This window comes from Streptomyces sp. RKAG290 (assembly GCF_023701695.1).
Classification (GTDB): domain Bacteria; phylum Actinomycetota; class Actinomycetes; order Streptomycetales; family Streptomycetaceae; genus Streptomyces.
Genome location: NZ_JAJOZC010000001.1, coordinates 5,095,513 through 5,120,996 on the forward strand (window position 1 = coordinate 5,095,513; position 25,484 = coordinate 5,120,996).

At 71.5% G+C, this 25,484-nt stretch carries 20 protein-coding genes and 5 pseudogenes; 19 read left to right on the forward strand and 6 right to left on the reverse strand.

The window, feature by feature from the left end:
* Positions 1-21: 21 nt before the first annotated feature.
* Genes LNW71_RS22390 through LNW71_RS22400 form a run of 3 tightly spaced genes read left to right on the forward strand, consistent with a single transcriptional unit; the run spans position 22 to position 2,328 of the window.
* Complete coding sequence (locus tag LNW71_RS22390) at positions 22-381, forward strand: histidine triad nucleotide-binding protein (protein WP_250969856.1); 360 nt, start codon at positions 22-24, stop codon at positions 379-381.
* 18 nt (positions 382-399) lie between these two features.
* A complete protein-coding gene (locus LNW71_RS22395) occupies positions 400-1,326 on the forward strand; it encodes a ribonuclease Z (protein ID WP_250969857.1) in 927 nt (308 codons plus the stop codon).
* A 9-nt stretch (positions 1,327-1,335) separates the two neighbouring features.
* Entirely contained in the window at positions 1,336-2,328 is a 993-nt protein-coding gene (locus LNW71_RS22400) for an adenosine deaminase (protein ID WP_250969858.1), read from the forward strand.
* Here LNW71_RS22400 and LNW71_RS22405 read toward each other — a convergent pair.
* Positions 2,292-3,649, reverse strand: a pseudogene (locus LNW71_RS22405) (MFS transporter). The gene LNW71_RS22400 and the pseudogene LNW71_RS22405 overlap by 37 nt on opposite strands.
* Positions 3,650-3,984: 335 nt before the next feature.
* On the opposite strand from LNW71_RS22405, the gene LNW71_RS22410 reads away from it, so the two are divergent.
* The 9 genes and pseudogenes from LNW71_RS22410 (at position 3,985) to era (ending at position 12,627) form a co-directional block, all read left to right on the forward strand.
* Positions 3,985-5,103 (forward strand): PfkB family carbohydrate kinase, encoded by a 1,119-nt coding sequence (locus tag LNW71_RS22410; protein ID WP_250969859.1) that lies wholly within the window; start codon positions 3,985-3,987, stop codon positions 5,101-5,103.
* Between the two features lie 197 nt (positions 5,104-5,300).
* The gene (locus LNW71_RS22415) at positions 5,301-6,350 is read left to right on the forward strand and encodes a PhoH family protein (protein ID WP_250969860.1); all 1,050 of its coding nucleotides are present in this window, start codon (positions 5,301-5,303) and stop codon (positions 6,348-6,350) included.
* Between the two features lie 9 nt (positions 6,351-6,359).
* Complete coding sequence (ybeY, locus tag LNW71_RS22420) at positions 6,360-6,857, forward strand: rRNA maturation RNase YbeY (protein ID WP_250969861.1); 498 nt, start codon at positions 6,360-6,362, stop codon at positions 6,855-6,857.
* Positions 6,854-8,146, forward strand: a complete 1,293-nt coding sequence (locus LNW71_RS22425) for a hemolysin family protein (protein WP_250969862.1) — start codon at positions 6,854-6,856, stop codon at positions 8,144-8,146. Before ybeY ends, LNW71_RS22425 begins: the two co-directional genes overlap by 4 nt.
* A complete protein-coding gene (locus LNW71_RS22430; protein WP_250969863.1) occupies positions 8,143-8,496 on the forward strand; it encodes an MmcQ/YjbR family DNA-binding protein in 354 nt (117 codons plus the stop codon). The genes LNW71_RS22425 and LNW71_RS22430 overlap by 4 nt, the downstream gene beginning before the upstream one ends.
* A 113-nt stretch (positions 8,497-8,609) precedes the next feature.
* Entirely contained in the window at positions 8,610-8,963 is a 354-nt protein-coding gene (locus LNW71_RS22435) for a cytidine deaminase (protein ID WP_250969864.1), read from the forward strand.
* Between the two features lie 214 nt (positions 8,964-9,177).
* Positions 9,178-10,559, forward strand: a pseudogene (locus tag LNW71_RS22440) (beta-xylosidase).
* An 85-nt stretch (positions 10,560-10,644) separates the two neighbouring features.
* A complete protein-coding gene (locus tag LNW71_RS22445) occupies positions 10,645-11,589 on the forward strand; it encodes a WxL protein peptidoglycan domain-containing protein (RefSeq protein ID WP_250969865.1) in 945 nt (314 codons plus the stop codon).
* Between the two features lie 63 nt (positions 11,590-11,652).
* Positions 11,653-12,627, forward strand: coding sequence for a GTPase Era (era, locus tag LNW71_RS22450; protein WP_250969866.1), 975 nt, complete (start codon positions 11,653-11,655; stop codon positions 12,625-12,627).
* Positions 12,628-12,770: 143 nt separating this feature from the next.
* On the opposite strand, the gene LNW71_RS22455 is transcribed toward era, so the two are convergent.
* Positions 12,771-13,037, reverse strand: a complete 267-nt coding sequence (locus tag LNW71_RS22455; RefSeq protein ID WP_250969867.1) for a protealysin inhibitor emfourin — start codon at positions 13,035-13,037, stop codon at positions 12,771-12,773.
* Positions 13,038-13,075: 38 nt separating this feature from the next.
* Positions 13,076-14,151: pseudogene (locus LNW71_RS22465) on the reverse strand (M4 family metallopeptidase).
* A gap of 294 nt (positions 14,152-14,445) precedes the next feature.
* Between LNW71_RS22465 and leuA the strand changes: the two are divergent.
* From leuA to LNW71_RS22500, 7 genes and pseudogenes are all read left to right on the forward strand, one after another.
* A pseudogene (leuA, locus tag LNW71_RS22470) lies at positions 14,446-16,241 on the forward strand (2-isopropylmalate synthase).
* Between the two features lie 212 nt (positions 16,242-16,453).
* Positions 16,454-17,158, forward strand: coding sequence for a TerB family tellurite resistance protein (locus LNW71_RS22475; protein ID WP_250969870.1), 705 nt, complete (start codon positions 16,454-16,456; stop codon positions 17,156-17,158).
* 222 nt (positions 17,159-17,380) lie between these two features.
* The gene (locus LNW71_RS22480) at positions 17,381-19,486 is read left to right on the forward strand and encodes an MMPL family transporter (RefSeq protein WP_250969871.1); all 2,106 of its coding nucleotides are present in this window, start codon (positions 17,381-17,383) and stop codon (positions 19,484-19,486) included.
* Positions 19,487-19,575: 89 nt separating this feature from the next.
* Positions 19,576-20,832, forward strand: coding sequence for a histidine kinase (locus LNW71_RS22485; protein ID WP_250972106.1), 1,257 nt, complete (start codon positions 19,576-19,578; stop codon positions 20,830-20,832).
* Positions 20,829-21,512: a response regulator transcription factor gene (locus LNW71_RS22490; protein WP_250969872.1), complete on the forward strand. Its 684-nt coding sequence runs from the start codon at positions 20,829-20,831 to the stop codon at positions 21,510-21,512. The genes LNW71_RS22485 and LNW71_RS22490 overlap by 4 nt, the downstream gene beginning before the upstream one ends.
* Positions 21,513-21,569: 57 nt before the next feature.
* Positions 21,570-22,315, forward strand: a pseudogene (gene recO, locus LNW71_RS22495) (DNA repair protein RecO).
* 35 nt (positions 22,316-22,350) lie between these two features.
* Entirely contained in the window at positions 22,351-23,184 is an 834-nt protein-coding gene (locus tag LNW71_RS22500; RefSeq protein WP_250969873.1) for an isoprenyl transferase, read from the forward strand.
* Between the two features lie 49 nt (positions 23,185-23,233).
* Here LNW71_RS22500 and LNW71_RS22505 read toward each other — a convergent pair whose 3' ends face one another.
* The 3 genes from LNW71_RS22505 to LNW71_RS22515 form a co-directional block, all read right to left on the reverse strand.
* Positions 23,234-23,668 (reverse strand): Fur family transcriptional regulator, encoded by a 435-nt coding sequence (locus tag LNW71_RS22505; protein ID WP_250969874.1) that lies wholly within the window; start codon positions 23,666-23,668, stop codon positions 23,234-23,236.
* Between the two features lie 79 nt (positions 23,669-23,747).
* Entirely contained in the window at positions 23,748-24,641 is an 894-nt protein-coding gene (locus LNW71_RS22510) for a metal ABC transporter permease (RefSeq protein ID WP_250969875.1), read from the reverse strand.
* A gap of 2 nt (positions 24,642-24,643) precedes the next feature.
* A complete protein-coding gene (locus tag LNW71_RS22515; protein WP_250972107.1) occupies positions 24,644-25,465 on the reverse strand; it encodes a metal ABC transporter ATP-binding protein in 822 nt (273 codons plus the stop codon).
* Between the last annotated feature and the right edge of the window lie 19 nt (positions 25,466-25,484).

Genomic DNA, 25,484 nt, shown 5'->3' on the forward strand with positions numbered 1-25,484 from the left:
ACCGAGACCAAGGAGCCCCCCATGGCAGGAGAACCGCAGCCCGACTGCCTGTTCTGCAAGATCGTCTCGGGTGACATCCCGGCCACCATCGTCCGGGAGACCGACACCACGGTCGCCTTCCGCGACATCAACCCGCAGGCCCCGACCCACGTGCTGGTCATCCCCCGCGTCCACCACCCGGACGCCGCCTCCCTCGCGGCCGCCGAGCCGCAGGTCCTCGCCGACGTCCTGCGCGAGACCGGGCACGTCGCCGCCGACGAGAAGATCGCCGACAGCGGCTACCGGGTCGTGTTCAACACCGGCGTCGGGGCCGGGCAGACCGTCTTCCACGCGCACGCGCACGTCCTGGGCGGCCGCGGCCTCCAGTGGCCCCCCGGCTAGAGCGGACCGCCGCACACCGTGTCGTCCCGTGAACTCGTCGTCCTCGGCACCGCGAGCCAGGTCCCGACCCGGCACCGCAACCACAACGGCTACCTGCTGCGCTGGGACGGCGAGGGCATCCTCTTCGACCCCGGCGAAGGCACCCAGCGCCAGATGCTGCGGGCCGGCGTCGCCGCGCACGACATCAACCGGATCTGCGTCACGCACTTCCACGGCGACCACTCGCTCGGCCTGGCCGGGGTGATCCAGCGGATCAACCTCGACCAGGTGCCGCACCCCGTCACCGCGCACTACCCGGCGAGCGGACAGCACTTCTTCGACCGGCTGCGGTACGCGACCGCCTACCGCGAGTCGGTCGAGCTGACCGAGGCCCCGGTGGCCGCCGACGGGCCGCTGGCCACCACCGACGCGTACACGCTCAGCAGCCACAAGCTCTCGCACCCCGTCGAGTCGTACGGCTACCGGCTCGTCGAACCCGACGGGCGCCGCATGCTGCCCGCCAGGCTCGCCGAGCACGCCATCGCCGGACCGGACGTCGGCCGGATCCAGCGCGAGGGCGCCGTCCGCGGTGTCACGCTCGAAGACGTCTCCGAGCACAGGCGCGGACAGCGGTTCGCGTTCATCATGGACACGAGGCTCTGCGACGGTGTGTACGCGCTCGCCGAGGGATGCGACATGCTGGTCATCGAGTCGACCTTTCTCGACGAGGACGAACGCCTCGCCACCGACCACGGCCACCTGACCGCCGGCCAGGCGGCCCGGGTGGCGCGGGAAGCAGGAGTACGGCATCTCGTGCTCACCCACTTCTCGCAGCGCTACCCGGACCCGGAAGAATTCGAGACCCAGGCCCGGGCCGCCGGGTTCGAGGGCGAACTGACCGTGGCCCAGGACCTGATCCGGGTCCCGGTCCCCACCCGACACCTCCCACAGCACCACCTGCGTTAGCGAGAAACTGTGCACCTCCCCAAAGCGGAACTCCACCTCCACATCGAAGGAACCCTCGAACCCGAGCTGGCCTTCGCCCTCGCCGCCCGCAACGGCGTGCAGCTCCCGTACGCGGACACCGAAGCGCTGCGCACCGCCTACCTCTTCGACGACCTGCAGACGTTCCTCGACCTGTACTACGCGCTGATGGCCGTGCTGCGGACCGAGAGCGACTTCGCCGATCTCGCCGACGCCTACCTCACCCGCGCCGCCGCCCAGGGCGTGCGCCACGCCGAGATCTTCTTCGACCCGCAGGCCCACACCGCCCGCGGCGTCCCGATCGGCACGGTCATCGAGGGACTCGGCCGGGCGCTGGAGCACAGCGAGGAGAAGCACGGCATCTCCACCCAGCTGATCATGTGCTTCCTGCGCGACCGGTCCGCCGAGTCGGCGCTGGAGACCCTGGAGGCCGCGAAGCCGTACCTGCACCGGATCAGCGCGGTCGGCCTGGACTCGGCCGAGGTCGGCCACCCGCCCGCCAAGTTCCGCGAGGTGTACGCGGCAGCAGGCGCGCTCGGCCTGCGCAAGGTCGCCCACGCGGGCGAGGAGGGCCCGCCCGAGTACATCCGGGAGGCGCTCGACGTACTCGGTGTGGAGCGCATCGACCACGGGCTGCGCTGCCTGGAGGACCCGGACCTGGTGAAGCGGCTGGTCGCCGACCGGGTACCGCTCACCCTCTGCCCGCTGTCCAACGTGCGGCTGCGGGCCGTCGACATCCTGGAGGAGCACCCGCTGCGGGCCATGATGGACGCCGGACTGCTCTGCACGGTGAACTCCGACGACCCCGCCTACTTCGGCGGGTACGTCGGAGACACCTTCCACGCCGTCCACGAGGCACTCGGCCTGGAGCGTGAACAACTGCGCACCCTGGCCCGCAACTCATTCGAGGCGGCCTTCCTCGACCACGACGAGGAGCGCCGGGCGCGCTACCTGGCCGAGGTCGAGGCGTACGCGTTCGACTGACCGGCACCGCCGGCCGGGCCGGCCGTCCGGAACGCACTCCTGACCAGGCGCCTGCGGCGCAGCGCGGGCAGGCTGATCTCCGTGACGGCCTGCTCGGGCGCGCCGAGCCTGGGCACGGCGCCGGGCACCGCACCGGTGGTGACCGCGAGCAGGGCGGCAGGCGCGCCACCCCTGCGGCGCACCGATCCGGGCACCAGCGGACGGCCGCCGATGTGCAGGGCGACGGCCGTCACCGGTGCCGCGACCAGCAGGGTCACGGCGCCCAGGAGCAGCCCCATGACCGGATAGCCGGACTCCTCGGACAGCACGCTGCCCAGCAGCGGCCCGCAGGCCACACCGACGGACGAGGCCGAGCCCGCGAGGACCGCCCAGCGGCCGCGTACGTCCAGGGACGCGGCCAGCCCGATCAGATACGACAGGACCACCGGGTAGAAGGTGTTCCACGCGATCTCGCCGGTCGCGAACGAACCGAGGTCGACCGCCGACGAGCTGAGCACGATGCTCCCCGCGATGATCACGGTGCCGAGACCGATCGGCACGGCACGCCCCAGCCGGGCGCCGAGCACCCCGGCGCCCATCACGCCGAGGAGACCGGCGCCGAGCGCGGCGGCGAAGACCGCGCCGACGGTCACCTCGGAGAGCCCCGCCTGGACCACGCCGATGCGGCTGCTGACCCCCACAGCGCGTTCTGCGCCATCGACCACACGAGCATGCCGCCCGCCAGCAGCAGGCCGGAACGCCGGTGCGGCAGCCGTCCGGAAGCGGGCACGGCGGGCCCGGCGGGTGCCGCCCCGCCCAGACGTGAGGTGGCGGGCCAGACGAGGAGCGCGACCAGGGCGATCGAGGCGAACGGAAGCCGGTGCCCGCCGCCCAGGTGAGGGATCGTCAGGTAGAGGACGCCTGCGGTCGCGGAGACGCTGAGCAGCCCCAGGGACGAGGTCCGGTGCGGATCGCGCTGGGCGGCGATGCCCGCCGCGGCCACCGCGGTCGCGGTGCCGGAGCCGAAGCCGCCGACCACCACGCCCATGACCACCAGCGGCACGGAACCGGCCAGCGCCGCACAGCCGTAGCCCAGAGCGGCCAGGACCAGCCCGATCCGCGCCGGTCTCTGCGGTCCGTACGCCTCGGTGCGGCCGGCCAGGCAGAACCCGGCGGACGCGGAACTCAGCAGCAGGGCGCTGCCGACCAGACCGGCCTGGGCGGCACTGAGACCCAGATAGGTGGAGAGCCGGCCCACGATGGTGGGGAGGAGATATGCGGCGAGGTAACCGGCGGTGAACACGGCAACCAGAGGCCACGCGGCGCGAGGGCGCGAGGACATGGGCGTTCCTGAAAGACATGCCAGAGGAGGCAGAGAAGACAGAGAGGGGGTAAGGCAGAAATACGAGAAAAGAGGGAAACGTGCAGAAGTCGACGCACTCGTAGGTAACTGCCCCCAACGGTGCTCGCGGGCCAATTTGTATCAACTGGCCCCGGCCGACCGAAAGCCGCCCCGCTGTGATCTGGGTCACTTATGCGTTTGCCGTGTTTCTATGCGGGTAGCAGCGCATGTTTATGCAGGTCAGCCTCTGTGTGCGCGGACCCGGCGCGGATCCTCCGGACGGCGGAGTGAATCGGGCACACTGGCTGGGATCTGCCACGACCGGGGAGCTCAAGGTGAACGCTGACATTCCAGGCATCGACCCACTGGACGGGCTGCGCGCGCCGCAGGACCCGGACTGCGACGTCTTCCTCACCGGCACGGTCTTCCTCGACATCATCTTCACCGGCCTGGACAGCGCCCCGGTGCGCGGCACCGAGTCCTGGGCGCGCGGCATGGGCTCCAGCCCGGGCGGGGTCGCCAACATGGCCACCGCACTGGCCCGGCTCGGCCTCCACACCTCACTGGCCGCGGCGTTCGGCGACGACCACTACGGCGAGTACTGCTGGGACGCCCTCGAACAGGGCGAGGGCATCGACCTGTCCATGTCGCACACCGTGCGCGGCTGGCACTCGCCGGTCACCGTCTCGATGGCCTACGAGGGCGAACGGACCATGGTCTCGCACGGCCACGAGGCCCCGGTCCCCACAGCCCCGCCGCCGGCCGGCGCCCCGCAGCGGCCCACCGCCTTCCCGCAGTGCCCGCCGAGAGCCCGCGCCGCCGTCGCCTCGCTCGTCCCCGGCCGCAGCGAGCCCTGGGTGGCCGAGGCGGCCCGCCGCGGCGCCATGGTCTTCGCCGACGTCGGCTGGGACGAGACCGGCCGCTGGGACCTGGCCGGACTGACCGACCTCGCGCACTGCCAGGCCTTCCTCCCCAACGCCGAGGAGGCCATGCGCTACACCCGCACCGACTGCCCCCGCGCCGCCGCACACGCCCTCGCCGAGCACGTGCCGCTCGCCGTCGTCACCCTCGGGGCGGAGGGCGCGTACGCGGTCGACGCGGCCACCGGAACGGCCGCCGAGGTCCCCGCGATCGAGGTCGAGGCACTCGACCCGACCGGCGCCGGAGACGTCTTCGTCGCCGGCTTCGTCACCGGCACCCTGGCCAACTGGCCGCTCGCCGACCGGCTGGCCTTCGCCGGACTCACCGCCGCCCTGTCGGTCCAGGAGTTCGGCGGCTCGCTGTCGGCCCCCGGCTGGGCGGAGATCGCCGCCTGGTGGCAGCAGGTCCGCACCTGCGCCGACCAGGACCCGGCGGCGCTCCAGCGGTACGCCTTCCTCCAGGACCTGCTCCCCGCCGCCGCCCGCTCCTGGCCGCTGCGCCGGGCCGTCCCGACGATCGGCTTCCGCCCCTGAGGGGCTCTTGTTCGGATCATGCCGGATCCAAACGCAAGACCCCAGGCCTCTCCGGCCCCGCGGAGCCCCGCCGGCCGGTGCCGCTGACGAAAACCTCTCGGTGTTGTCAGTACGGAGTCGTAGGCTTGGTACTCCAGAGGCTGTCGAGCAGCGACGGCCGTGCAACGGGAGGTATGTGCAGGCCCGAGGGCCGGCCCATGACTCAGACACCCACACAGCCGCAGGCGCGCGCCCACATCAGCATCCCGGCCGCACACCCCATGGTGATGCTCCTGGGAACGGGCGACTCGTTGCTGCGCGTGATCGAAGCGGCGTTCCCGGCAGCCGACATCCACGTCCGGGGCAATGACATCAGCGCAACGGGGAACGCGGCGGAAATCGCCCTCATCCAGCGCCTGTTCGACGAGATGGTGCTGGTGCTCCGCACCGGTCAGCCGATGACGGAGGACGCTGTGGAACGTTCGATCGCGATGCTCAAGGCCAGTGAGAGCGGCCAGGCGGACGGGACCGAGACCCCGGCCGACGTGCTCACCCAGAACATCCTCTCCAGCCGCGGCCGCACGATCCGCCCCAAGACGCTCAACCAGAAGCGCTACGTCGACGCGATCGACAAGCACACGATCGTCTTCGGCATCGGCCCGGCCGGCACCGGCAAGACCTACCTGGCCATGGCCAAGGCGGTCCAGGCCCTGCAGTCCAAGCAGGTCAGCCGGATCATCCTGACCCGCCCCGCGGTCGAGGCGGGCGAGCGGCTCGGCTTCCTGCCCGGCACGCTCTTCGACAAGATCGACCCGTACCTGCGCCCGCTGTACGACGCCCTGCACGACATGCTCGACCCGGACTCGATCCCGCGGCTGATGGCGGCGGGCACGATCGAGGTGGCACCGCTGGCATACATGCGTGGCCGGACCCTTAATGATGCTTTCATCATCCTGGACGAGGCGCAGAACACCAGCGCCGAGCAGATGAAGATGTTCCTGACCCGGCTCGGCTTCGAATCGAAGATCGTCGTCACCGGTGACGTCACCCAGGTCGACCTGCCGAACGGGACCAAGAGCGGTCTGCGTCAGGTGCAGGACATCCTGGAGGGCCTCGACGACGTGCACTTCTCCCGGCTCACCTCACAGGATGTCGTCCGGCACAAGCTGGTCGGCCGTATCGTCGACGCGTACGAGAAGTACGACAGCCAAGGCGAACAGGACGGCCGGGCCGGCAAGGGCCAGGGCCGCCACAACGGGAAGCAGTAGCAGCGCACCATGTCGATCGACGTCAACAACGAGTCCGGAACCGAGGTCGACGAGCAGGCGATCCTCGACATCGCCCGCTACGCACTCGCCCGGATGCGGATCCACCCGCTCTCCGAGCTCTCGGTGATCGTGGTGGACACCGACGCCATGGAACAGCTCCACATCCAGTGGATGGACCTGACGGGTCCGACGGATGTCATGTCCTTCCCGATGGACGAGCTCCGTCCGCCGGCCAAGGACGACGAGGAGCCCCCGCAGGGGCTCCTCGGTGACATCGTGCTCTGCCCGGAGGTCGCCAAGAAGCAGGGCGAGGATGCCGAGACGGAGCACTCCATGGACGAGGAGCTCCAGCTCCTCACTGTCCACGGGGTGCTGCACCTGCTCGGCTACGACCACGAGGAGCCGGACGAGAAGGCCGAGATGTTCGGGCTGCAGGCGGCGATCGTGGACGGCTGGCGCGGCGAGCGCGGGATGACCGGTCCGTCGCCCGCCCCCACCGTCTCGTGAGCCTGCCTCTCGTCTTCGGTGTCGTCCTGCTGGTCGTCGTCGGCTGGCTCGCGGCCTGCGCGGAGGCCGGCATCGCGCGCACGTCGAGCTTCCGGGCCGCCGAGGCGGTCCGCTCGGGGCGGCGCGGCAGCGACAAGCTGGAACAGGTCGCGGCCGACCCGACGCGCTATCTCAACGTCGCGCTGCTGGTGCGGGTCGCCTGCGAGATGTCGGCCGGGGTGCTGGTCACCTACGCCTGCCTCAAGGAGCTCCCGGAGACCTGGGAGGCGCTGGCCGTCGCGATGGGTGTGATGGTCCTCGTCTCCTACGTCGCCATCGGGGTGTCACCGCGCACCATCGGCCGTCAGCACCCCCTGAACACGGCCACGGCGGCGGCGTACGTCCTGCTGCCGCTGGCCAGGATCATGGGGCCGATCCCGCAGCTGCTGATCCTCATCGGCAACGCGCTGACGCCGGGCAAGGGGTTCCGCAAGGGCCCGTTCGCCAGTGAGGCCGAACTGCGGGCCATGGTCGACCTCGCCGAGCAGGAGTCGCTGATCGAGGACGAGGAGCGCCGCATGGTGCACTCCGTCTTCGAGCTCGGCGACACGCTCGTGCGCGAGGTGATGGTGCCGCGCACCGACCTGGTCTGCATCGAGCGCTACAAGACGATCCGGCAGGCGCTCACACTGGCGCTGCGCTCGGGCTTCTCGCGGATCCCGGTCACCGGGGAGAACGAGGACGACATCGTCGGGATCGTCTACCTCAAGGACCTGGTCCGCAAGACGCACATCAACCGGGAGTCGGAGGCCGACCTGGTCTCCACGGCGATGCGTCCCGCGGCGTTCGTGCCCGACACGAAGAACGCCGGCGACCTGCTGCGCGAGATGCAGCAGGACCGCAGCCATGTCGCGGTCGTCATCGACGAGTACGGCGGTACGGCGGGCATCGTCACCATCGAGGACATCCTGGAGGAGATCGTCGGTGAGATCACCGACGAGTACGACCGCGAACTCCCGCCGGTCCAGGAGCTGGAGGACGGCTGCTTCCGGGTGACCGCCCGGCTGGACATCGGGGACCTCGGCGAGCTGTTCGGCCTCGACGAGTACGACGACGAGGACGTGGAGACGGTCGGCGGGCTGCTCGCGAAGGCGCTGGGCCGGGTCCCGATCGCCGGCGCGTCGTCGGAGGTCGAACTGCCCGACGGGCGAAAGCTGCGGCTGACCGCGGAATCCCCGGCGGGCCGGCGGAACAAGATCGTCACGGTGCTGGTGGAGCCGCTGGCTCCGCAGGAGGAGGCGTCGGAATGAAACCCACGGAGCTGCGGGCGTTCTGCCTGGGGTTCAACGCGAGCGTCGAGGAGTTCCCGTTCGGGCCGGAGGCCTCGGTCTTCAAGGTCCTCGGCAAGATGTTCGCGCTGAGCGCGCTGGAGGCGCGGCCGCTGACGGTGAACCTCAAGTGCGACCCCGACGACGCGGTGCGGCTCCGGGAGGAGTACGAGGCCGTGGCGCCGGGGTGGCACATGAACAAGCGGCACTGGAACACCGTGACGGTGTCCGGGCTGCCGGACGCGCGGCTGCGTGAGCTGATCGAGGACAGTTACGACCTGGTGGTGGCGGGGCTGCCGCGGGCGGAGCGGCTGCGGCTCGACCGGGGGTAGGGCCTGTCCCCCCCGGGGGCTCCGCACCTGCACCCGCACCTCGGTCGCCGGAGGCCCGGTCGCGCCGGGCGCCCGCGTGCCGGGCCGGTGCGCACGCTTCGTATGCTCGGCACATGACTGAGAGCACCGACCTCGGCCCCGAGGACCGCAAGATCGTCACGCTGGCGCGCAGCGCCCGCGCCCGCAACGGTGTGCCGGAGGGCGCGGCCGTGCGGGACGAGACCGGACGTACGTATGTGGCGGGCACCGTGCAGCTGGAGTCGCTGCGGCTCAGCGCGCTGCAGACGGCCGTCGCCATGGCCGTCGCCAGCGGCGCCACTTCGCTGGAAGCGGCCGCGGTCGTCTCCGAGGCGCAGACCCCGTCCGACGAGGACCGGGCCGCGGTCCGGGACCTGGGCGGGGCGGACACGCCCGTGCTGCTCGCCGGGCCGGACGGCGTGCTGCGGCTGAGTGTGACGGCCGGCTGACCTCCGCAGGACCGGCACATCCTGTGTGAACGCCCCGCATCCCACCGGTGCGGGGCGTTCGCACAGGGTGTGGAAAAAGCGTGGATCTTGTCACCATCTGATGGCCCATCAGTCAGCGCATTTCGATCCCATTGACTTCTTTTCGGCCCGAGTCGTCAATGGCCCCTGCCGGCGCGGATGAGCCGCCGTGCCGCATTCCGCAGGAGGGGGCTCCATGAGTCCAGCCATTCGAAGATCCGACAGCCCGGGAATCCGGCGCCGAAGCCGCCAGGACCGAAGCCGCCGCTGGGCCGCCGCGCTGGGCGTGGGCGCGCTCGTCGTCGCCGGGGGAGGGCTGCTCGCCGGGCCCGCCCGGGCCATGGCGACGGCCTCCGTGGCGGTGGACTTCCCGACCCACTGCATCCCGCCGGCCATCGCCGGAATTCCGCCGATCGACGGGACGACGTCGGCCGAGATCACCGTCGACAACGCCGCCCCGAAGGTCGGCGACACGGTCACCGTGACGTACACCGTCGTCAAGCCCGCCGCGAGCAACCCGGTCGACCTGGCGCTGCCCGCCGACATCATGACGCCGACCGGCAAGGTCACCGTCGCCGGTGCGCAGTCCGCCGCCGTCACGGTGGCGGGCCCGAAGAAGAACGCCCCGGTGCCCGGCAAGGGTGCGTTCCCGTCGTTCTCCATGACCGGCACCTTCACGGTCACCGCGCCCGGGGAGATCACGCTCTCGCCCGGCGACTACAACATCCACACCAGCTACATCATGGAGCTGGACACGCCCTGCACGGTCACCGATCCGCCCGCGCCCGTCTCCCAGACGATCATCGCGACGGACGGCGGCGGACAGGTCAACGAGCGCGCCATCCAGCTCTCCGCGGCCTCCGGCGCGGCCGGTGACCAGGTCGCCGTGACCGGGTCGAAGTTCACCGCCGGGGCGGCGGTCACACTCGCCGGACGGGCCGGGGACGCCATGACCGGCGACACCGCGACGGTCATGGCGGACGGGTCCGGCGCCTTCACCGGGCAGCTCACCGTCAGCGACCCCGCGACCACCGGCATCGTCGCCTACGAGGGCGCCGGCTGGGACGCCGCCAAGGGTGCGGGCCCCCAGGCCTACACCGTCACCGGTGGCGGCGGCGAGATCCCCGACGGCAGCCAGAAGCTGACCTCGTCCGTCAAGGCGGGCACGCTCTCCATGACCCAGGCCGGGGACTCCGTCGAACTGTCGGCGGTCGACTTCGGGCAGGGCGGCGCATCCACCGGTGCCCTGCGGACGGTGACGGTCAAGGACTTCCGCGGCGGCCCCGCGGGCTGGTCCCTGACCGGCAGGGTCACTGACTTCAAGGGTCCGGCCGGAGCGAAGATCGGCGCGGCCGCGCTCGGCTGGAGCCCGGCCTGCGCGGCGAAGGCCGGCAGCCCGAGCACCTGCGCGGCCGGTTCCCAGGGATCGGTCGGCAGCGCGGGAGCGACCCTGGCGTCCACCCCGGACGGCGCGTTCACCGGCGGTGAGTTCACCGTCGACGCCCGGCTTTCGCTGGACGTACCGGCGTACTCCGCCCCGGCGCGTACTCCGGAGTGCTCACGCTCACCCTGACGTGAGCGCGTACCACTGATCAGCCGGTGGGCCGGGCGCGCACCCGGCCGGCCCACCCCGCCCGAGCGTGCACCCTGGGGGCCCCGCACCGTGCGAAAGCTGTCCGTACTCCTCCTGACCGGCGCCCTGCTCCTGCTCGGTGCCCCGGCGGCGGGCGCTGCCGACAACGGCAGCTGGTCGGTGTTCCCGGCCACCGCCGACACCGCCACGCGGCCGTACTTCTACCTCTCGGCCGCTCCCGGAGCCACCCTCACCGACAAGGTCACCGTCACCAACAGGACCGGCCGGCCGCTGACCTTCCGGCTGTACGCGGCCGACGCGTACAACACCCCGCGCGACGGCGGGTTCGCCGTCCGCGCGCCGGACGAGAAGCAGCGCTCGGTGGGCGCCTGGGCGAAGGCCGGCCGTGACCGGGTCACGGTGAAGCCGCACGGCTCGGTCACCGTGCCCGTCACGGTGAAGGTCCCCGAGGACGCCGAACCGGGCGATCACCCCGGCGCGCTGGTCGCCCTCGACGAGCGCATCGACCCCGCCGGCGCGGGCGCCGTCGCCGTGGGCGTGCAGAAGGCGGTCGGTGCCCGGATCTACCTGCGGGTCAACGGCCCGACCATGCCCGCGCTCTCCGTGGAGGACGTCCACGTCGAGCACACCCAGCCACTGGTCCCGGGCACCGGGCGGTCCCGGGCCGTCATCTCGTACACGCTCCGCAACCGCGGCAATGTCACCCTCAGCCCGAAGGTCGCCCTCAGGGCCGAGGGGCTGTTCGGCCGCACCCTGCTCGCCCGCGACCTGAAGCGGATCCCGTCCGAGCTGCTGCCCCGCCAGGAGGTCAGGCTGACCGAGGAGTGGGCGGGCGCGCCGCAGCTGGAGTGGGGCGAGATCACGCTGAGCGCCACCGCCCGCGACACCCGGGAGTCCGCCGCAGTCACGTACTTCGCGCTGCCCTGGCTGGTCGCCGTGGTGCTGCTGGTGATTCTTGCCGGGGGCGGGGCGCTGTGGATACGGGCACGTCGGAGCCGTCACCGCACGGCCTGAGACGACGCCCCCGGCGCCTGTGCAGACGGCCGTGGTGCGGCAGTGCTGCCGGGATCGGGGACAATGGGCGCCATGAGCGCTCGACCTAACCCTGAAGCTGCTGCGCAGCAGGCTGAGAACAACGCCCCCCACCGGGCCGGTTTCGCCTGCTTCGTGGGCCGCCCCAACGCGGGCAAGTCCACCCTTACGAACGCTCTGGTCGGCCAGAAGGTGGCGATCACGTCCAACCGGCCACAGACCACCCGGCACACGGTGCGCGGCATCGTGCACCGGTCGGACGCGCAGCTGATCCTGGTCGACACCCCCGGCCTCCACAAGCCGCGCACCCTGCTGGGCGAGCGTCTCAACGACGTCGTACGCACCACCTGGGCCGAGGTCGACGTCATCGGGTTCTGTCTGCCCGCGGACCAGAAGCTCGGCCCCGGCGACAAGTACATCGTCAAGGAACTCGCGGGCATCAAGAAGACGCCCAAGATCGCGATCATCACCAAGTCCGACCTGGTCGAGTCCAAGCAGCTCGCCGAACAGCTGCTGGCCGTCTCCCGCCTCGGCGAGGAGCTCGGCTTCGAGTGGGCGGAGATCATCCCGGTCTCGGCCGTCAAGGACGACCAGGTCGGGCTGCTGGCCGACCTGATCGCCCCGCTGCTCCCGGAGAGCCCGCCGCTCTACCCGGAGGGCGACCTCACCGACGAGCCCGAGATGGTCATGGTCGCGGAGCTGATCCGGGAGGCCGCACTCGAAGGCGTACGGGACGAGCTGCCGCACTCCATCGCGGTCGTCGTCGAGGAGATGCTGCCGCGCGAGGACCGTCCGGCGGACAAGCCGCTGCTCGACATCCACGCCAACGTCTACATCGAGCGGCCCAGCCAGAAGGGCATCATCATCGGCCCCAAGGGCAAGCGGCTCAAGGACGTCGGCACGAAGTCCCGCAAGCACATCGAGGCACTGCTCGGCACGCCGGTCTTCCTGGACCTGCATGTGAAGGTCGCCAAGGACTGGCAGCGGGACCCCAAGCAGCTGCGCAAGCTGGGGTTCTGAGCGAGGCGGAGGGGACGGGTCCCGAAGAGCTTCGCGCATCGGTGTTCCGAGCGAGGCGGACGGGACGGGTCCTGAAGCGGCTGCCGCAGGCCCGCGTTCCGAGAGGTCTCAGCGGTGCGCCGGCCGGCTGCTGCCCGCCGGTCTCACGCGCCCTCCTTCAGGACGCGTGAGACCAGGGCGCGCTGGGCGTCGGTCAGCCGGGGGTCCGCGCAGTGCACGGTCCGGTCGCCGACCGTGATCCGGTAGCCGAAGCCGTCCGGAACGCCCGCCGGTGCAGTGTCCCGGCCACCGGCCAGCGCCGATTCGGCCAGGCTCTCCCATTCGTGGGCGTCGGCCCGTCCAGCGGTGTCGATCTCGCGGTCGCGTGCGATGCCGGCGAAGCCGCCGGTCCTGCTCACCTGGATGCGCATGCGTGTCCTTGTCTCGACGTCGGCGGACGGGCCCTGCGTCACGCGGTCGGTACGCCCACTTCCGACCAGGCCTTCCGCACCGCTTCCAGCTCGTCGCCGTCGCCGAAGCGGCTGCGTGCCGCCGCCACGGTCTGGCGGGCGAAGGCCGCGAAGTCCGCGTCCACCGCCAGTTCACCACCTGTGAGCACATCGAACCAGAGCTGGCCGGCCTTCTCCCACGAGCTGCCGCCGAGCGCGGTCGCCAGCAGGTAGAACGCGCGGTTGGGGATGCCGGAGTTGAGGTGCACACCGCCGTTGTCGTCGCCGGTGTGGATGTAGTCGTCCATGGACGCGGGCTGCGGGTCCTTGCCGAGCACATCGTCGTCGTACGCGGTGCCGGGCGCCTTCATCGAGCGCAGGGCCACCCCCTGGACCCGGGGGCCAGCAGTCCCGCGCCGATCAGCCAGTCGGCCTGCTCGGCGGTCTGGCCCAGCGAGTACTGCTTGACCAGTGAGCCGAACACGTCCGAGACCGACTCGTTGAGCGCGCCGGACTGGCCGTAGTAGCTCAGGTTGGCCGTGTACTGGGTCAGGCCGTGCGCCAGCTCGTGGGCGATGACGTCGATGGCGACGGTGAAGTCCAGGAAGATCTCCCCGTCCCCGTCGCCGAAGACCATCTGCTCGCCGTCGAAGAAGGCGTTGTTGTACTTCTCGTCGTAGTGCACGGAACCGATCAGCGGCAGCCCGTTGCCGTCGATCGAACGCCGCCCGTACGCGCTGAGCAGCAGTTCGAAGGTGGCTCCGAGGCCGGCGTACGCGCGGTTGACGCTGGCGTCACCCGTGGGGCCCTCGCCCTCGGCGCGGACCTTCGTGCCGGGCAGCTCGGTGCCGTGGCGGCAGTCGTAGAGGGTGCGGTCGGGCTTGCCGGTCCTGGCGCCCTCCGGCGCCGGGGTGACGGCGGGCGGGACCAGGGTCGTCACCTGGCGGCGGGTGCGCCGTGCGGCGTCGGCCTCCAGGGTGCGGCGGGCCGGTTCCGCCAGGGCGGGATCGTCGGACTGTGACAGCTTGTCGAGGACGTGGGGCGGCACGATGGTGCAGAAGACGGGGTGGAACCCGTGCTGAGATCGAGGCTGCATGCATTCGACTGTGGCAGCGTGTGATCGCGTTGTCACTGGTTGCCACCAGGATTGACGAAATAGAGTGATCGGTCACTGTTCACCCGTTACCGGTGCCCGGTCCCGCATACTGATACGGCGCCGACATCCCGGGTGTCACTCGGCTAGTCTCTTCGCATCATGCGTTTCGGGCTGCTTCTTCTTAGCTGCCGCGGCGAGGGTCTGTAGTCGTAGGCCGACCCCCTCCCCGCGGAGTCTTGTGTTGCAGCGACACGGTCGGCCGTCCCTTTGCCGGACCCCGAGGAGCCCTACGCCATGACCGCAGTGAATCCCGCCCAGACCCCCGCCGAGAACGCCGTGGGCCGCCCCACGCCGGTCACCAACGCCACGGGGCTGCAGAAGCCGTCCGGGATGCCGATCGGCAAGTACGGCCGCTACGAGGCCGTGGAGATCCCCGACCGCACGTGGCCGGACAAGCGGGTCACCGTCGCACCCCGCTGGCTCTCCACCGACCTGCGTGACGGCAACCAGGCCCTGATCGACCCGATGTCGCCGGCCCGCAAGCGCGAGATGTTCGATCTGCTGGTGCGCATGGGCTACAAGGAGATCGAGGTCGGCTTCCCGTCCTCCGGCGAGACCGACTTCGCGTTCGTCCGCTCCATCATCGAAGAGGGCGCGATCCCCGAGGACGTGACGATCTCCGTCCTGACGCAGGCCCGCGAGGAACTGATCGAGCGGACCGTCGAATCGCTGGTCGGCGCCCGCCGCGCCACCGTGCACCTGTACAACGCGACCGCCCCACCTTCCGCCGCGTGGTCTTCCGCGGCTCGAAGGAGGAGGTCAAGCAGATCGCCGTGGACGGCACCCGGCTGGTCATGGAGTACGCCGAGAAGATCCTGGGTGAGGAGACGATCTTCGGCTACCAGTACAGCCCGGAGATCTTCACCGACACCGAGCTGGACTTCGCCCTGGAGGTCTGCGAGGCCGTCTGTGACGTCTGGCAGCCCGAGGAGGGCCGCGAGATCATCCTCAACCTGCCCGCCACCGTGGAGCGTTCGACGCCGTCCACGCACGCGGACCGGTTCGAGTGGATGTCGCGCAACCTGTCGCGCCGCGAGTTCGTCTGCCTGTCCGTCCACCCGCACAACGACCGCGGTACCGCTGTCGCCGCCGCCGAGCTGGCGCTGATGGCCGGGGCGGACCGGATCGAGGGCTGCCTGTTCGGCCAGGGCGAGCGCACGGGCAACGTCGACCTGGTGACGCTGGGCATGAACCTCTTCTCCCAGGGCGTCGACCCGCAGATCGACTTCTCGCAGATCGACGAGATCCGCCGCACCAGCGAGTACTGCAACCAGATGGAGGTCCACCCGCGCCACCCCTACGCGGGCGACCTGGTCTACACCGCCTTCTCCGGCTCCCACCAGGACGCCATCAAGAAGGGCTTCGACGCCATGGAGGCCGACGCGGCCGCCCAGGGCAAGACGGTCGACGACATCGAGTGGGCGGTGCCGTACCTGCCGATCGACCCGAAGGACGTCGGCCGCAGTTACGAAGCCGTCATCCGGGTCAACTCGCAGTCCGGCAAGGGCGGAATCGCGTACGTCCTGAAGAACGACCACAAGCTGGACCTGCCGCGCCGGATGCAGATCGAGTACTCCCGGATCATTCAGGCCAAGACCGATGCCGAGGGTGGCGAGGTCACGCCGACGCAGATCTGGTCCACGTTCCAGGACGAGTACCTGCCCAACGCCGAGGACGCCGCGGCCCAGTGGGGCCGCGTCCAGCTCCGCTCCGGCCAGACCACGACCGGCACCGACGGACAGGACACGATCACCGTCGAGGCGACCGTGGACGGCGTGGACGCCGTGCTCACCGGCACCGGCAACGGCCCGATCTCGGCGTTCTTCGAAGCGCTGCAGGCCATCGGCATCGATGCCCGGCTGCTGGACTACACCGAGCACACGATGAGCGAGGGTGCGAGCGCGCAGGCCGCCTCCTACATCGAGTGCGCCATCGACGGAAAGGTCCTGTGGGGCATCGGCATCGACGCCAACACCACGAGGGCCTCGCTGAAGGCGGTCGTCTCGGCCGTCAACCGCGCCACCCGCTGACCCGGCGCCCGAAAGGGCATGAAGTCGCACGGTCCGTGACCCCGCCCGCCCGTACCCCGGGGGCGGGGTTCGGCCATCTCCGGGCGGTTGTGACGACCGAGGTGCTGACGCCACCTCATGGATGTGGTTAACATCACGTCAACACGGCAACGTTGCCGAGGGGGCACCTCCCGTGCCCTTCGGGCTACGGGGGAGTAACGGAGGTGTGCGACGTGCGGTCAGCCCTGGGACAACGCGCCATAAAGCTGCGTATCGGCGGCATTCGCACTATGTGGGACATCGCCGGTGACGGCGAGTTCTTCTGCCCCGGCTGCGGGGGCGATCGCAACTACCGCCGCCTCACCGGGCGTCGGCGCCTCACCTTCCTCGGCGTACCGCTGCTGCGCCGCGGCACCGTGGGGCCGGTCGTCGAATGCGCCGCCTGCCACCACCACTTCGACACCGACACGCTCGACCACCCCACCACCACCCGGTTCTCGGCGATGCTCAGGGACGCCGTGCACACCGTGGCGCTCGGTGTCCTGGCGGCCGGCGGCAGCACGTCCCGCACGGTCCTGGCGACCGCGGTAGCCACCGTGCGCGGCGCCGGCTTCGACGACTGCACACAGGAGCAGCTCGCCACCGTCGTCGAGGTCCTCTCCGCCGACATCGGGCACGGCTCCGCGTTCGACCCCGCCGCCGAGGCCTGCGGCGCGGCCCTCGCCATCGAGCTCCACGAGGCGCTGGAGCCGCTGGCCCCGCACCTGGCCCCCGCCGGACGCGAATCGATCCTGCTGCAGGGCGCCAGGATCGCGCTCGCCGACGGCCCCTACAGCCAGGCCGAGCGCGAGGTGCTGACCACGGTGGGCGGGGCGCTGCAGCTCCGGGCCGAGGACACGGCCCGCCTGCTCGCCGCAGCGGCGCGCACGCCCTCCTAGCAGCCCACCGCGGCATCCCCAGGTGCGCACGGCCCTCCCAGGAGGTGCTGAAGCCCTCCTGGGGCCTTCTCGCTGCACCGCACCGGTACTCCCGCGGGAGTACCGGGGGCGCCGTACCCACCCAGGCAGTAGCCGGGAAGTCCGCCCACGGTGCGAGGAAAGAGGCCCGGTCCGACGGGAGTCTGGAGATGACCAGACATCCGGACGGAAGGGGGGCCTGCCATGCGGGCCGCAACGCAGGACAGGGTCAAGGGGCGGCGGCCACGCGGCCGGTGGCGCGTGCTGCCCTGGGCGGTCGTGGCGCTGTGGGTCGCCGCGATCGCGATCGCCGGGCCGCTGGCGGGCAAGCTCGCGGACGTACAGGCCAACCGGGCCGTCGACTACCTGCCGGCGAGCGCCGACTCCACCCAGGTGGCGAAGATCCAGGACGCGCTGCCCGGCGGTGAGTCCACCGACCTGGTCCTCGTCTACCACCGCGACGGCGGACTCACCCCGGCCGACCGGACCGCGGCTGCCCGGCAGACCGCGGCGGTGGCGAGCGGCCACGACCTCACCGCACCCCCGCGAGCCGTCCCCTCCAAGGACGGGACGACCCTGATGTACCCGGTGTCCTCCACCGGGCCGGGCCACGACGACGAGGCCAGGACGGCGTTCGTCGACGAGGTGCGCGGGACGGTGCGGGGCGGCCACGGACTGGACGCCGAGGTCGGCGGCCCCGGTGCGCTGGCCACCGACGCGCAGAAGGTCTACGGCTCGCTCGGCGGCCCGCTGCTCTACACGACGGTCGCCGTCGTCGCGATCCTGCTGATCGTCATCTACCGCAGCCCGCTGCTGTGGCTGGTGCCGCTCGTCGTCGCGGGCGTCGCCGACGCACTGTCGATGGCCGTCGTATACGGGCTCAACCGGGGCTTCGACGTCACCGTCACCGGCCAGAGCTCCGCGGTGATGACCATTCTCGTCTTCGGCGCGGGCACCGACTACGCACTCCTGCTCGTCTCCCGCTACCGCGAGGAACTGACCCGCTTCGCCCGGCCGCACGACGCGATGGCGGCTGCCCTGCGGGGCTGCGGACCCGCTGTCGTCGCCTCCTCCGCGACCGTCGCGGCGGGCCTCCTGTGCCTGCTGGCCGCCGATCTCACCAGCAGCCGGGGCATGGGACCCATCGCGGCCGTCGGCGTGCTGTGCGCCCTCCTGGCGATGACGACACTGCTGCCGGCGCTGCTGGTCCTCCTCGGCCGCCGGGTGTTCTGGCCGCTCGTCCCCACGTACGGCAGCGAACCCGGGCGGCGGCGCTCGCTCTTCGCCGTCATGGGCGGCTCGGCCGGACGCCGGCCCGTAGCCGTGCTCGTCAGCGGCGGAGTGCTGCTGGGCGCACTGTCGCTCGGGGTGTTCAACCTGCCGGGCGACCTCAAGCAGGAGGACTCCTTCACCAGCAAGCCGGACTCGGTCGTGGCCATGGAGACACTCGCCGACGCCTACCCCGGCCGCTCCGCCCAGCCGATCACCGTGCTCGCCCCCACCCGCCGGGCCGCCGCCGCGCTGGCGAAGGCCCGCGCCACCGAGGGCGTCGCCGCCGTCGAACGGGGCCGAAGCGGGGGCGGCTGGACCGAACTGTCCGTCGTTGCCGAGGCCGAGCCCGAGTCAGCGGGGGAGCGCGACACCGTCCGGGCCCTGCGGGACGGTCTGGACGGCAGCCACGTCGGCGGCCCCGGCGCCCAGCAGATGGACCTGGAGGCGGCCAGCTCCCGGGACCTGCGGATCGTCGTCCCGCTCGTCCTGCTCTCCGTCCTGCTGATCCTGATCGCACTGCTGCGCAGCCTCGTCGCCCCGCTGCTGCTCGTCGTCGCCGTCGTCGCCGTCTGGGGTGCCGCGCTCGGCATCGGCGGACTGCTCTTCGAACCGCTCCTCGGGCTCAAGGGCACCGACCCCGGACTGCCCCTGCTGTCCTTCGTCTTCCTGGTGGCGCTCGGCGTCGACTACGGGATCTTCCTGATGCACCGGGTCCGCGAGGAATCCCGGGCCGGCGCCGAACCCACCGCCGCCGCCCTCACCGCACTGCGCACCACCGGCGGGGTGATCGCCTCGGCGGGCCTGGTGCTCGCCGCCACGTTCGCCGTCCTGACGAACATGCCGCTGACCTCCCTGGTCGAAATGGGGTTCGTCATCGCCGTCGGCGTCCTGCTCGACACCTTCCTCGTCCGCACCTATCTGGTGACCTCGGCGAGCGTGGCCCTCCAGCGGAGGATCTGGTGGCCGGGCGCGCTCAGCCGGACCCCGGCCGCACCCGTGCCGCGCGCACCCGAACCGGAACTCCTCAGGGCACCCTGACAGTGCCCGGCCCCGTACCGGAGGATGGCACCGTGCCCCGAACCACGCACCGCCGCGAGCGCATCCTGGCCGTCGTCAACCGAGACCCCATGCACGCGCCGCACCGGACGCGCACCGACGCCCTCATCGCGGTGGGCGCCGGTGCGCTCTCCGCGGCCCTCGCCCTGTTCAGCGACGGCGCCCACGCCCCCGACGCACTCGGCTGGCTGCTGCTGTCGGCCAGCGTCGTCCCGCTCGTCTGGCGACGGCGCGCACCGGTACTCGCACTGGCCGCCATGGTCCCGGCGCTGGCGCTCTACCACGGCCTCGACAACGCCCACACGGCCCCGATGCCGCAGACCTGGATCGCGCTCTACACCGTCGCCGTGACCGGCCGCCCGCTGCGCACCCTGCTCGCCGGCATCGGCGTGATGTCCGTGATGCTGACCGTGGTGCTCGGCATCAGCGCACACGACGGGTTCGAACTGCTGCGGATCTCCGGCTGGATCGTCGCGGTGCTGTTCTGCGGGGTGGACGTCCGCATCTACCGCCAGTACGTCGCCTCGGTGCTGGAGCGTGCCGAACGCGCCGAACGGACCCGCGAGGAGGAGGCCCGGCGGCGGGTCGCCGAGGAACGGCTGCGGATCGCCCGCGACCTGCACGACCTGCTGGCCCACAGCATCACGCTCATCGGCGTGCAGGCCTCGGTGGCCTCGCACATCCTGACCGTCGACCCGGAACGGCTCGACCGGCAGGCGATCGCCGCGTCGCTGGACGACATCGCCGGCACCTGCCGGGAGGCCAGGGCCGAACTGCGCACGACACTGCAGGTCCTGCGCGACCCCGGGCACGAGGGCCGGCCCGACGCGGACGGCCCGCTGCCCGACCTGGCCGCGCTGCCCGGCCTCGTACGGGCCGCGGAGGCGGCCGGGGCGCAGGTCGACCTGCGGGTGCGCGCCCCCGGCGGCCGCCTGGCCCCGGCGACCGGAGCGGCCGCGTACCGGATCGTCCAGGAGTCACTGACCAACGCGGTACGGCACGCCGGGGCCGGCGTCCGCGTCAGCGTCACCGTGGAGCCGACCGGAGCCGGCGCGCTGCGGGTCACGGTCACCGACGACGGCACCGGCCCGGTGGAAGACGGCTCCGCGCCCGGTTTCGGCATCGTCGGGATGCGGGAACGGGCCCGCAGCACCGGTGGCACGCTGGACGCCGGGCCCCGCCCGGGCGGCGGCTTCGAGGTCTCGGCGCTGCTGCCGTTCCAGGAACAGGACCAGGTGCAGGACCAGGTGCAGGGGCAGGGTCAAGGCCACGGACACAGCCACGGCCACGGCCAGGACCAGGCACAGAAACCGGAGACCGTCTCATGATCCGAGTGCTGCTCGCCGACGACCAGACGCTCGTCCGGGCGGCGTTCGCGATGCTCATCGGCTCCGACCCGGACATGGAGGTCGTCGGCGAGGCCGCCACCGGCCTCGAAGCGGTCGCGCTCGCCCGTTCCGCGCGCGCCGACCTCGTGGTGATGGACATCCGGATGCCGGAGCTCGACGGCATCGAGGCGACCCGCCGCATCGCCGCCGACGAGGACCTCGCCGGCGTGAAGGTGCTGGTCCTGACCACGTACGACACCGATGACCACGTGGTGGAGGCGCTGCGCGCCGGCGCATCCGGCTTCCTGGTCAAGGACACCCGGCCCGCCGACCTGCTCGCCGCCATCAAGACGGTGGCCGCGGGCGAGGCCCTGCTCTCACCCGGCCCGACCGCGCGCCTGATCGCCAGGGTCCTCAGCGCCCCCAGTGCTCCGCCAGCCGCCGGGCCCGGCGGCCCCGAGTCGCTCTCCGACCGCGAACGCCAGGTCCTCGGCCTGGTGGCGCGCGGCCTCAACAACACCGAGATCGCCGAGACCCTCGGCCTCAGCCCGCTCACCGCCAAGACCCACGTGAGCCGGATCATGGGCAAGGCCGGCGCCCGTGACCGCGCCCAGCTGGTGATCATCGCGTACGAATCCGGGCTGGTGGTGGCCGCCGGCGGCGGCCCGGCCGGAAACTGAGCGGACCTGGTTGCGGGGGCGGCCCCGGCGGCCGCCCGCGTACCGGACAATGGACCCATGAGCTTGTTCCGGGACGACGGCGTGGTGCTCCGCACACAGAAGCTGGGCGAGGCCGACCGGATCATCACGATCCTGACCCGGGGCCACGGCCGGGTACGGGCCGTCGCGCGCGGGGTGCGGCGCACGAAGTCGAAGTTCGGGGCCCGGCTGGAGCCGTTCTCCCACGTGGACGTGCAGTTCTTCGCACGCGGCAGCGAACTGGTGGGACGCGGCCTGCCGCTCTGCACCCAGAGCGAGACGATCGCCCCGTACGGCGGCGGCATCGTGACCGACTACGGGCGCTACACCGCGGGCACCGCGATGCTGGAGACCGCCGAGCGCTTCACCGACCACGAGGGCGAGCCCGCGGTCCAGCAGTACCTGCTGCTGGTGGGCGGGCTGCGCACACTGGCCCGGGGGAGCACGAGCCGAACCTCATCCTCGACGCCTTCCTGCTGCGCTCCCTCGCCGTCAACGGCTACGCGCCCAGCTTCGACGACTGCGCCCGGTGCGGAATGCCCGGACCGAACCGTTTCTTCTCCGTCGCGGCGGGCGGCGTCATATGCGGCGACTGCCGGGTACCCGGCAGCGTCGTACCCTCGGCTGAGGCCGTCACCCTGCTGAGCGCACTGCTCACCGGTGACTGGGAGACGGCGGACGCGTGCGAGGCGCGTCATGTCAGGGAGGGGAGCGGGCTGGTGTCCGCCTATCTGCACTGGCATCTGGAGCGCGGACTGCGCTCACTGCGGTACGTAGAGAAGTGACACGGGCAGATCAGCCAGAAGGAGCGGGACAGTTCATGGCAGTACGCGGGATTCTCGGCGGCCGTAACCGGCGCGACTACAAGACCCCGGAGCCGCACCCGTCCGGTGCCACGCCGCCGAAGATCCCCGGTGAGCTGGTGCCCAAGCACGTCGCCGTGGTGATGGACGGCAACGGCCGCTGGGCCAAGGAGCGCGGTCTGCCGCGCACCGAGGGCCACAAGGTCGGCGAGGGCGTCGTCATGGACGTGCTCAAGGGCTGCATCGAGATGGGCGTCAAGAACCTCTCGCTGTACGCCTTCTCCACCGAGAACTGGAAGCGGTCCCCGGAGGAGGTGAAGTTCCTGATGAACTTCAACCGGGACGTCATCCGCCGCCGCCGTGACGAGATGGACGCGCTCGGCATCCGGATCCGCTGGGTCGGCCGCATGCCGAAGCTGTGGAAGTCCGTCGTCCAGGAGCTCCAGATCGCTCAGGAGCAGACCAAGGACAACGACAAGATGACGCTGTACTTCTGCGTCAACTACGGCGGCCGGGCCGAGATCGCCGACGCCGCGCAGCGGATCGCGCAGGACGTCGCGGCCGGGAAGCTCGACCCGTCGAAGGTCAACGAGAAGACCTTCGCGAAGTACATCTACTACCCGGACATGCCGGACGTCGACCTCTTCGTCCGCCCCAGCGGCGAGCAGCGCACGTCCAACTACCTGATCTGGCAGAGCGCGTACGCCGAGATGGTCTTCCAGGACGTGCTGTGGCCGGACTTCGACCGCCGCGACCTGTGGCGGGCCTGTCTGGAATTCGCCCAGCGCGACCGGCGGTTCGGCGGCGCGATCGAGGCGGCGGGCGCCAAGGCCGACCCCTCCGCGGGCTGAGGAGCGGGGAGCCGGCCGGCGGGGGCTCCGGAAGCGGAGCCCCCGCGGGTCACTTCTCCGCGCTCGCGCACTCCATGCAGGTGCCGAAGACCTCCACCGTGTGCGCCACGTTCACGAAGCCGTGCTGCGTGGCGATGGTCTCCGCCCACTGCTCCACCGCCGGGCCCTCGACCTCGACCGCCTTGCCGCACATCCGGCACACCAGATGGTGGTGGTGGTCACCGGTCGAGCAGCGCCGGTAGACGGACTCGCCCTCGGTGGTGCGCAGCACGTCGACCTCGCCCGCGTCCGCGAGGGACTGCAGGGTGCGGTAGACCGTGGTCAGCCCGACCGAGTCGCCGCGGTGCTTGAGCACGTCGTGCAGCTCCTGCGCGCTGCGGAACTCGTCCACCTCGTCGAGCGCCGCCGCCACCGCTGTCCGCTGCCGGGTCGACCGGCCGCGTACCGGGGCAGCGTTCGTTCCACTGATCGGCGCCGTCGCCACAGGTGCCTCCTCGTGTCGCCCGTACGTCTGTCGGGCCATTGTGCCAGTCCGGCCCGCCCGCACGGCCGGACCTGGAACATCAGACGTGGACGTCGTCCGCGGGCCGTCGGGTGGCCGGTACCTCCAGGGTGCACCGGTCCGTGGCCGTTTCGCTCCTGCGCGCACGGCTTCTCGCGACAGGGGCGGCGAGCAGCGTCAGCACCACGAAGACGCCGATGGCCAGCAGCACGATCGTCGCGCCGGGCGGTACGTCCTGGTAGTACGAGGTCACGGTGCCGGTCAGTGTCACCGCGACGCCGATGACGACCGAGAGCACGAACGTCACCTTGAAGGACCGGGTGATCTGCTGCGCGGCGGCGACCGGGACCACCATCAGGGCGCTGACCAGCAGCAGCCCGACGACCCGCATCGCCACCGTGACGCTCACCGCGGCGGTGACCGCGACCAGCAGGTTCAGCACGCGCACCGGCAGCCCGGTGACCCGGGCGAACTCCTCGTCCTGGCTGACGGCGAACAGCTGCCGCCGCAGTCCCACCGTCACCAGCAGCACGAACGCCGCCAGCAGGCCGATCGCGGTGATGTCCTCGGAGGAGACGGTGGAGAGCGAGCCGAAGAGGTACGAGGTGAGGTTGGCGTTGGAGCCGGTGTCGGAGAGGTTGATCAGCAGGACACCGCCCGCCATGCCGCCGTAGAACAGCATCGCCAGCGCGATGTCGCCGCGGGTCCGCCCGTACCAGCGGATCAGCTCCATGACGACCGCGCCCACGACGGCGACGGCGGTGGCCATCCAGACCGGGCTGGTGGAGAGCAGGAAGCCGAGGCCGACGCCGGTCATCGCGATGTGGCCGATGCCGTCGCCCATCAGGGCCTGCCGGCGCTGCACCAGGTAGATGCCGACGGCGGGGGCGATGACGCCGACCAGCACGGCGGCGATCAGCGCCCGCTGCATGAAGGGAGGGGTGAGGAATTCCATGATCAGCTCAGCAGTCCCGTCCGGACGGGCTCGGAAGCCGCGTGGGGGTGTGCATGGCAACGGCCGGGGGTGGGGTCTCCCCTGGTCGAACGTAGTTGAGAGCTTGGGGAAGCGTGCTGGCCCAGCGCCTTCGGGGGCGGCCCGTCGTGCATCACGCAGCCGTCGCGCAGCACGACCGCCCTGTCGATCAGCGGCTCGAGCGGGCCCAGCTCGTGCAGGACGAGCAGCACGGTGGTGCCGGCCACGACCTGCTCGCGCAGGGTCGCGGCGAGGATCTCCTGGCTGGCGAGGTCGACGCCTGCCATCGGCTCGTCCATGATCAGCAGCTCGGGTTCGGCGGCGAGCGCGCGGGCGATCAGGACGCGCTGGTGCTGGCCGCCGGAGAGGGCGTTCACCGAGTCCTTGGCGCGGTCGGCGAGGCCGACGAGCTCGATGGCCCGGTCGACAGCGGCGCGGTCGGCCCTGCGGGGCAGGCCCAGCTTCGTCCGGGACAGCCGCCCGGAGGAGACGACCTCGCGGATCGTGGCCGGCACGCCGCCGGCCGCCGTGGTGCGCTGCGGGACGTATCCGACCCGCGCCCAGCTGCGGAAGCGGCGCAGGGGCGTCCCGAAGAGCTCGACGCTGCCGCGGGTGAGCGGGACCTGGCCGATGACGGAGCGTACGGCGGTGGACTTGCCGGAACCGTTGGCACCGAGCAGGGCGACGACCTCGCCGCGGCGCACGGTCAGGTCGACACCGCGCAGCACGGGGCGTGCTCCTAGGGTGGCCGTGGCGTCGCGCAGGACGATCACGGGTTCGGGGTTGCTGCTCTCGGGCTCGGACATGAGCGCCTCCGGTGCTGCT

Bases quoted from the DNA above. Each gene is read 5' to 3' on its own strand.
- LNW71_RS22390 (WP_250969856.1), top strand. From the start codon at position 22: ATGGCAGGAGAACCGCAGCCCGACTGCCTGTTCTGCAAGATCGTCTCG.
- LNW71_RS22415 (WP_250969860.1), top strand. From the start codon at position 5,301: ATGACTCAGACACCCACACAGCCGCAGGCGCGCGCCCACATCAGCATC.
- ybeY (WP_250969861.1), top strand. From the start codon at position 6,360: ATGTCGATCGACGTCAACAACGAGTCCGGAACCGAGGTCGACGAGCAG.
- LNW71_RS22430 (WP_250969863.1), top strand. From the start codon at position 8,143: ATGAAACCCACGGAGCTGCGGGCGTTCTGCCTGGGGTTCAACGCGAGC.
- LNW71_RS22435 (WP_250969864.1), top strand. From the start codon at position 8,610: ATGACTGAGAGCACCGACCTCGGCCCCGAGGACCGCAAGATCGTCACG.
- era (WP_250969866.1), top strand. From the start codon at position 11,653: ATGGGCGCCATGAGCGCTCGACCTAACCCTGAAGCTGCTGCGCAGCAG.
- LNW71_RS22455 (WP_250969867.1), bottom strand. From the start codon at position 13,037: ATGCGCATCCAGGTGAGCAGGACCGGCGGCTTCGCCGGCATCGCACGC.
- LNW71_RS22480 (WP_250969871.1), top strand. From the start codon at position 17,381: ATGCGGGCCGCAACGCAGGACAGGGTCAAGGGGCGGCGGCCACGCGGC.
- LNW71_RS22485 (WP_250972106.1), top strand. From the start codon at position 19,576: ATGCACGCGCCGCACCGGACGCGCACCGACGCCCTCATCGCGGTGGGC.
- LNW71_RS22490 (WP_250969872.1), top strand. From the start codon at position 20,829: ATGATCCGAGTGCTGCTCGCCGACGACCAGACGCTCGTCCGGGCGGCG.
- LNW71_RS22500 (WP_250969873.1), top strand. From the start codon at position 22,351: ATGGCAGTACGCGGGATTCTCGGCGGCCGTAACCGGCGCGACTACAAG.
- LNW71_RS22510 (WP_250969875.1), bottom strand. From the start codon at position 24,641: ATGGAATTCCTCACCCCTCCCTTCATGCAGCGGGCGCTGATCGCCGCC.
- LNW71_RS22515 (WP_250972107.1), bottom strand. From the start codon at position 25,465: ATGTCCGAGCCCGAGAGCAGCAACCCCGAACCCGTGATCGTCCTGCGC.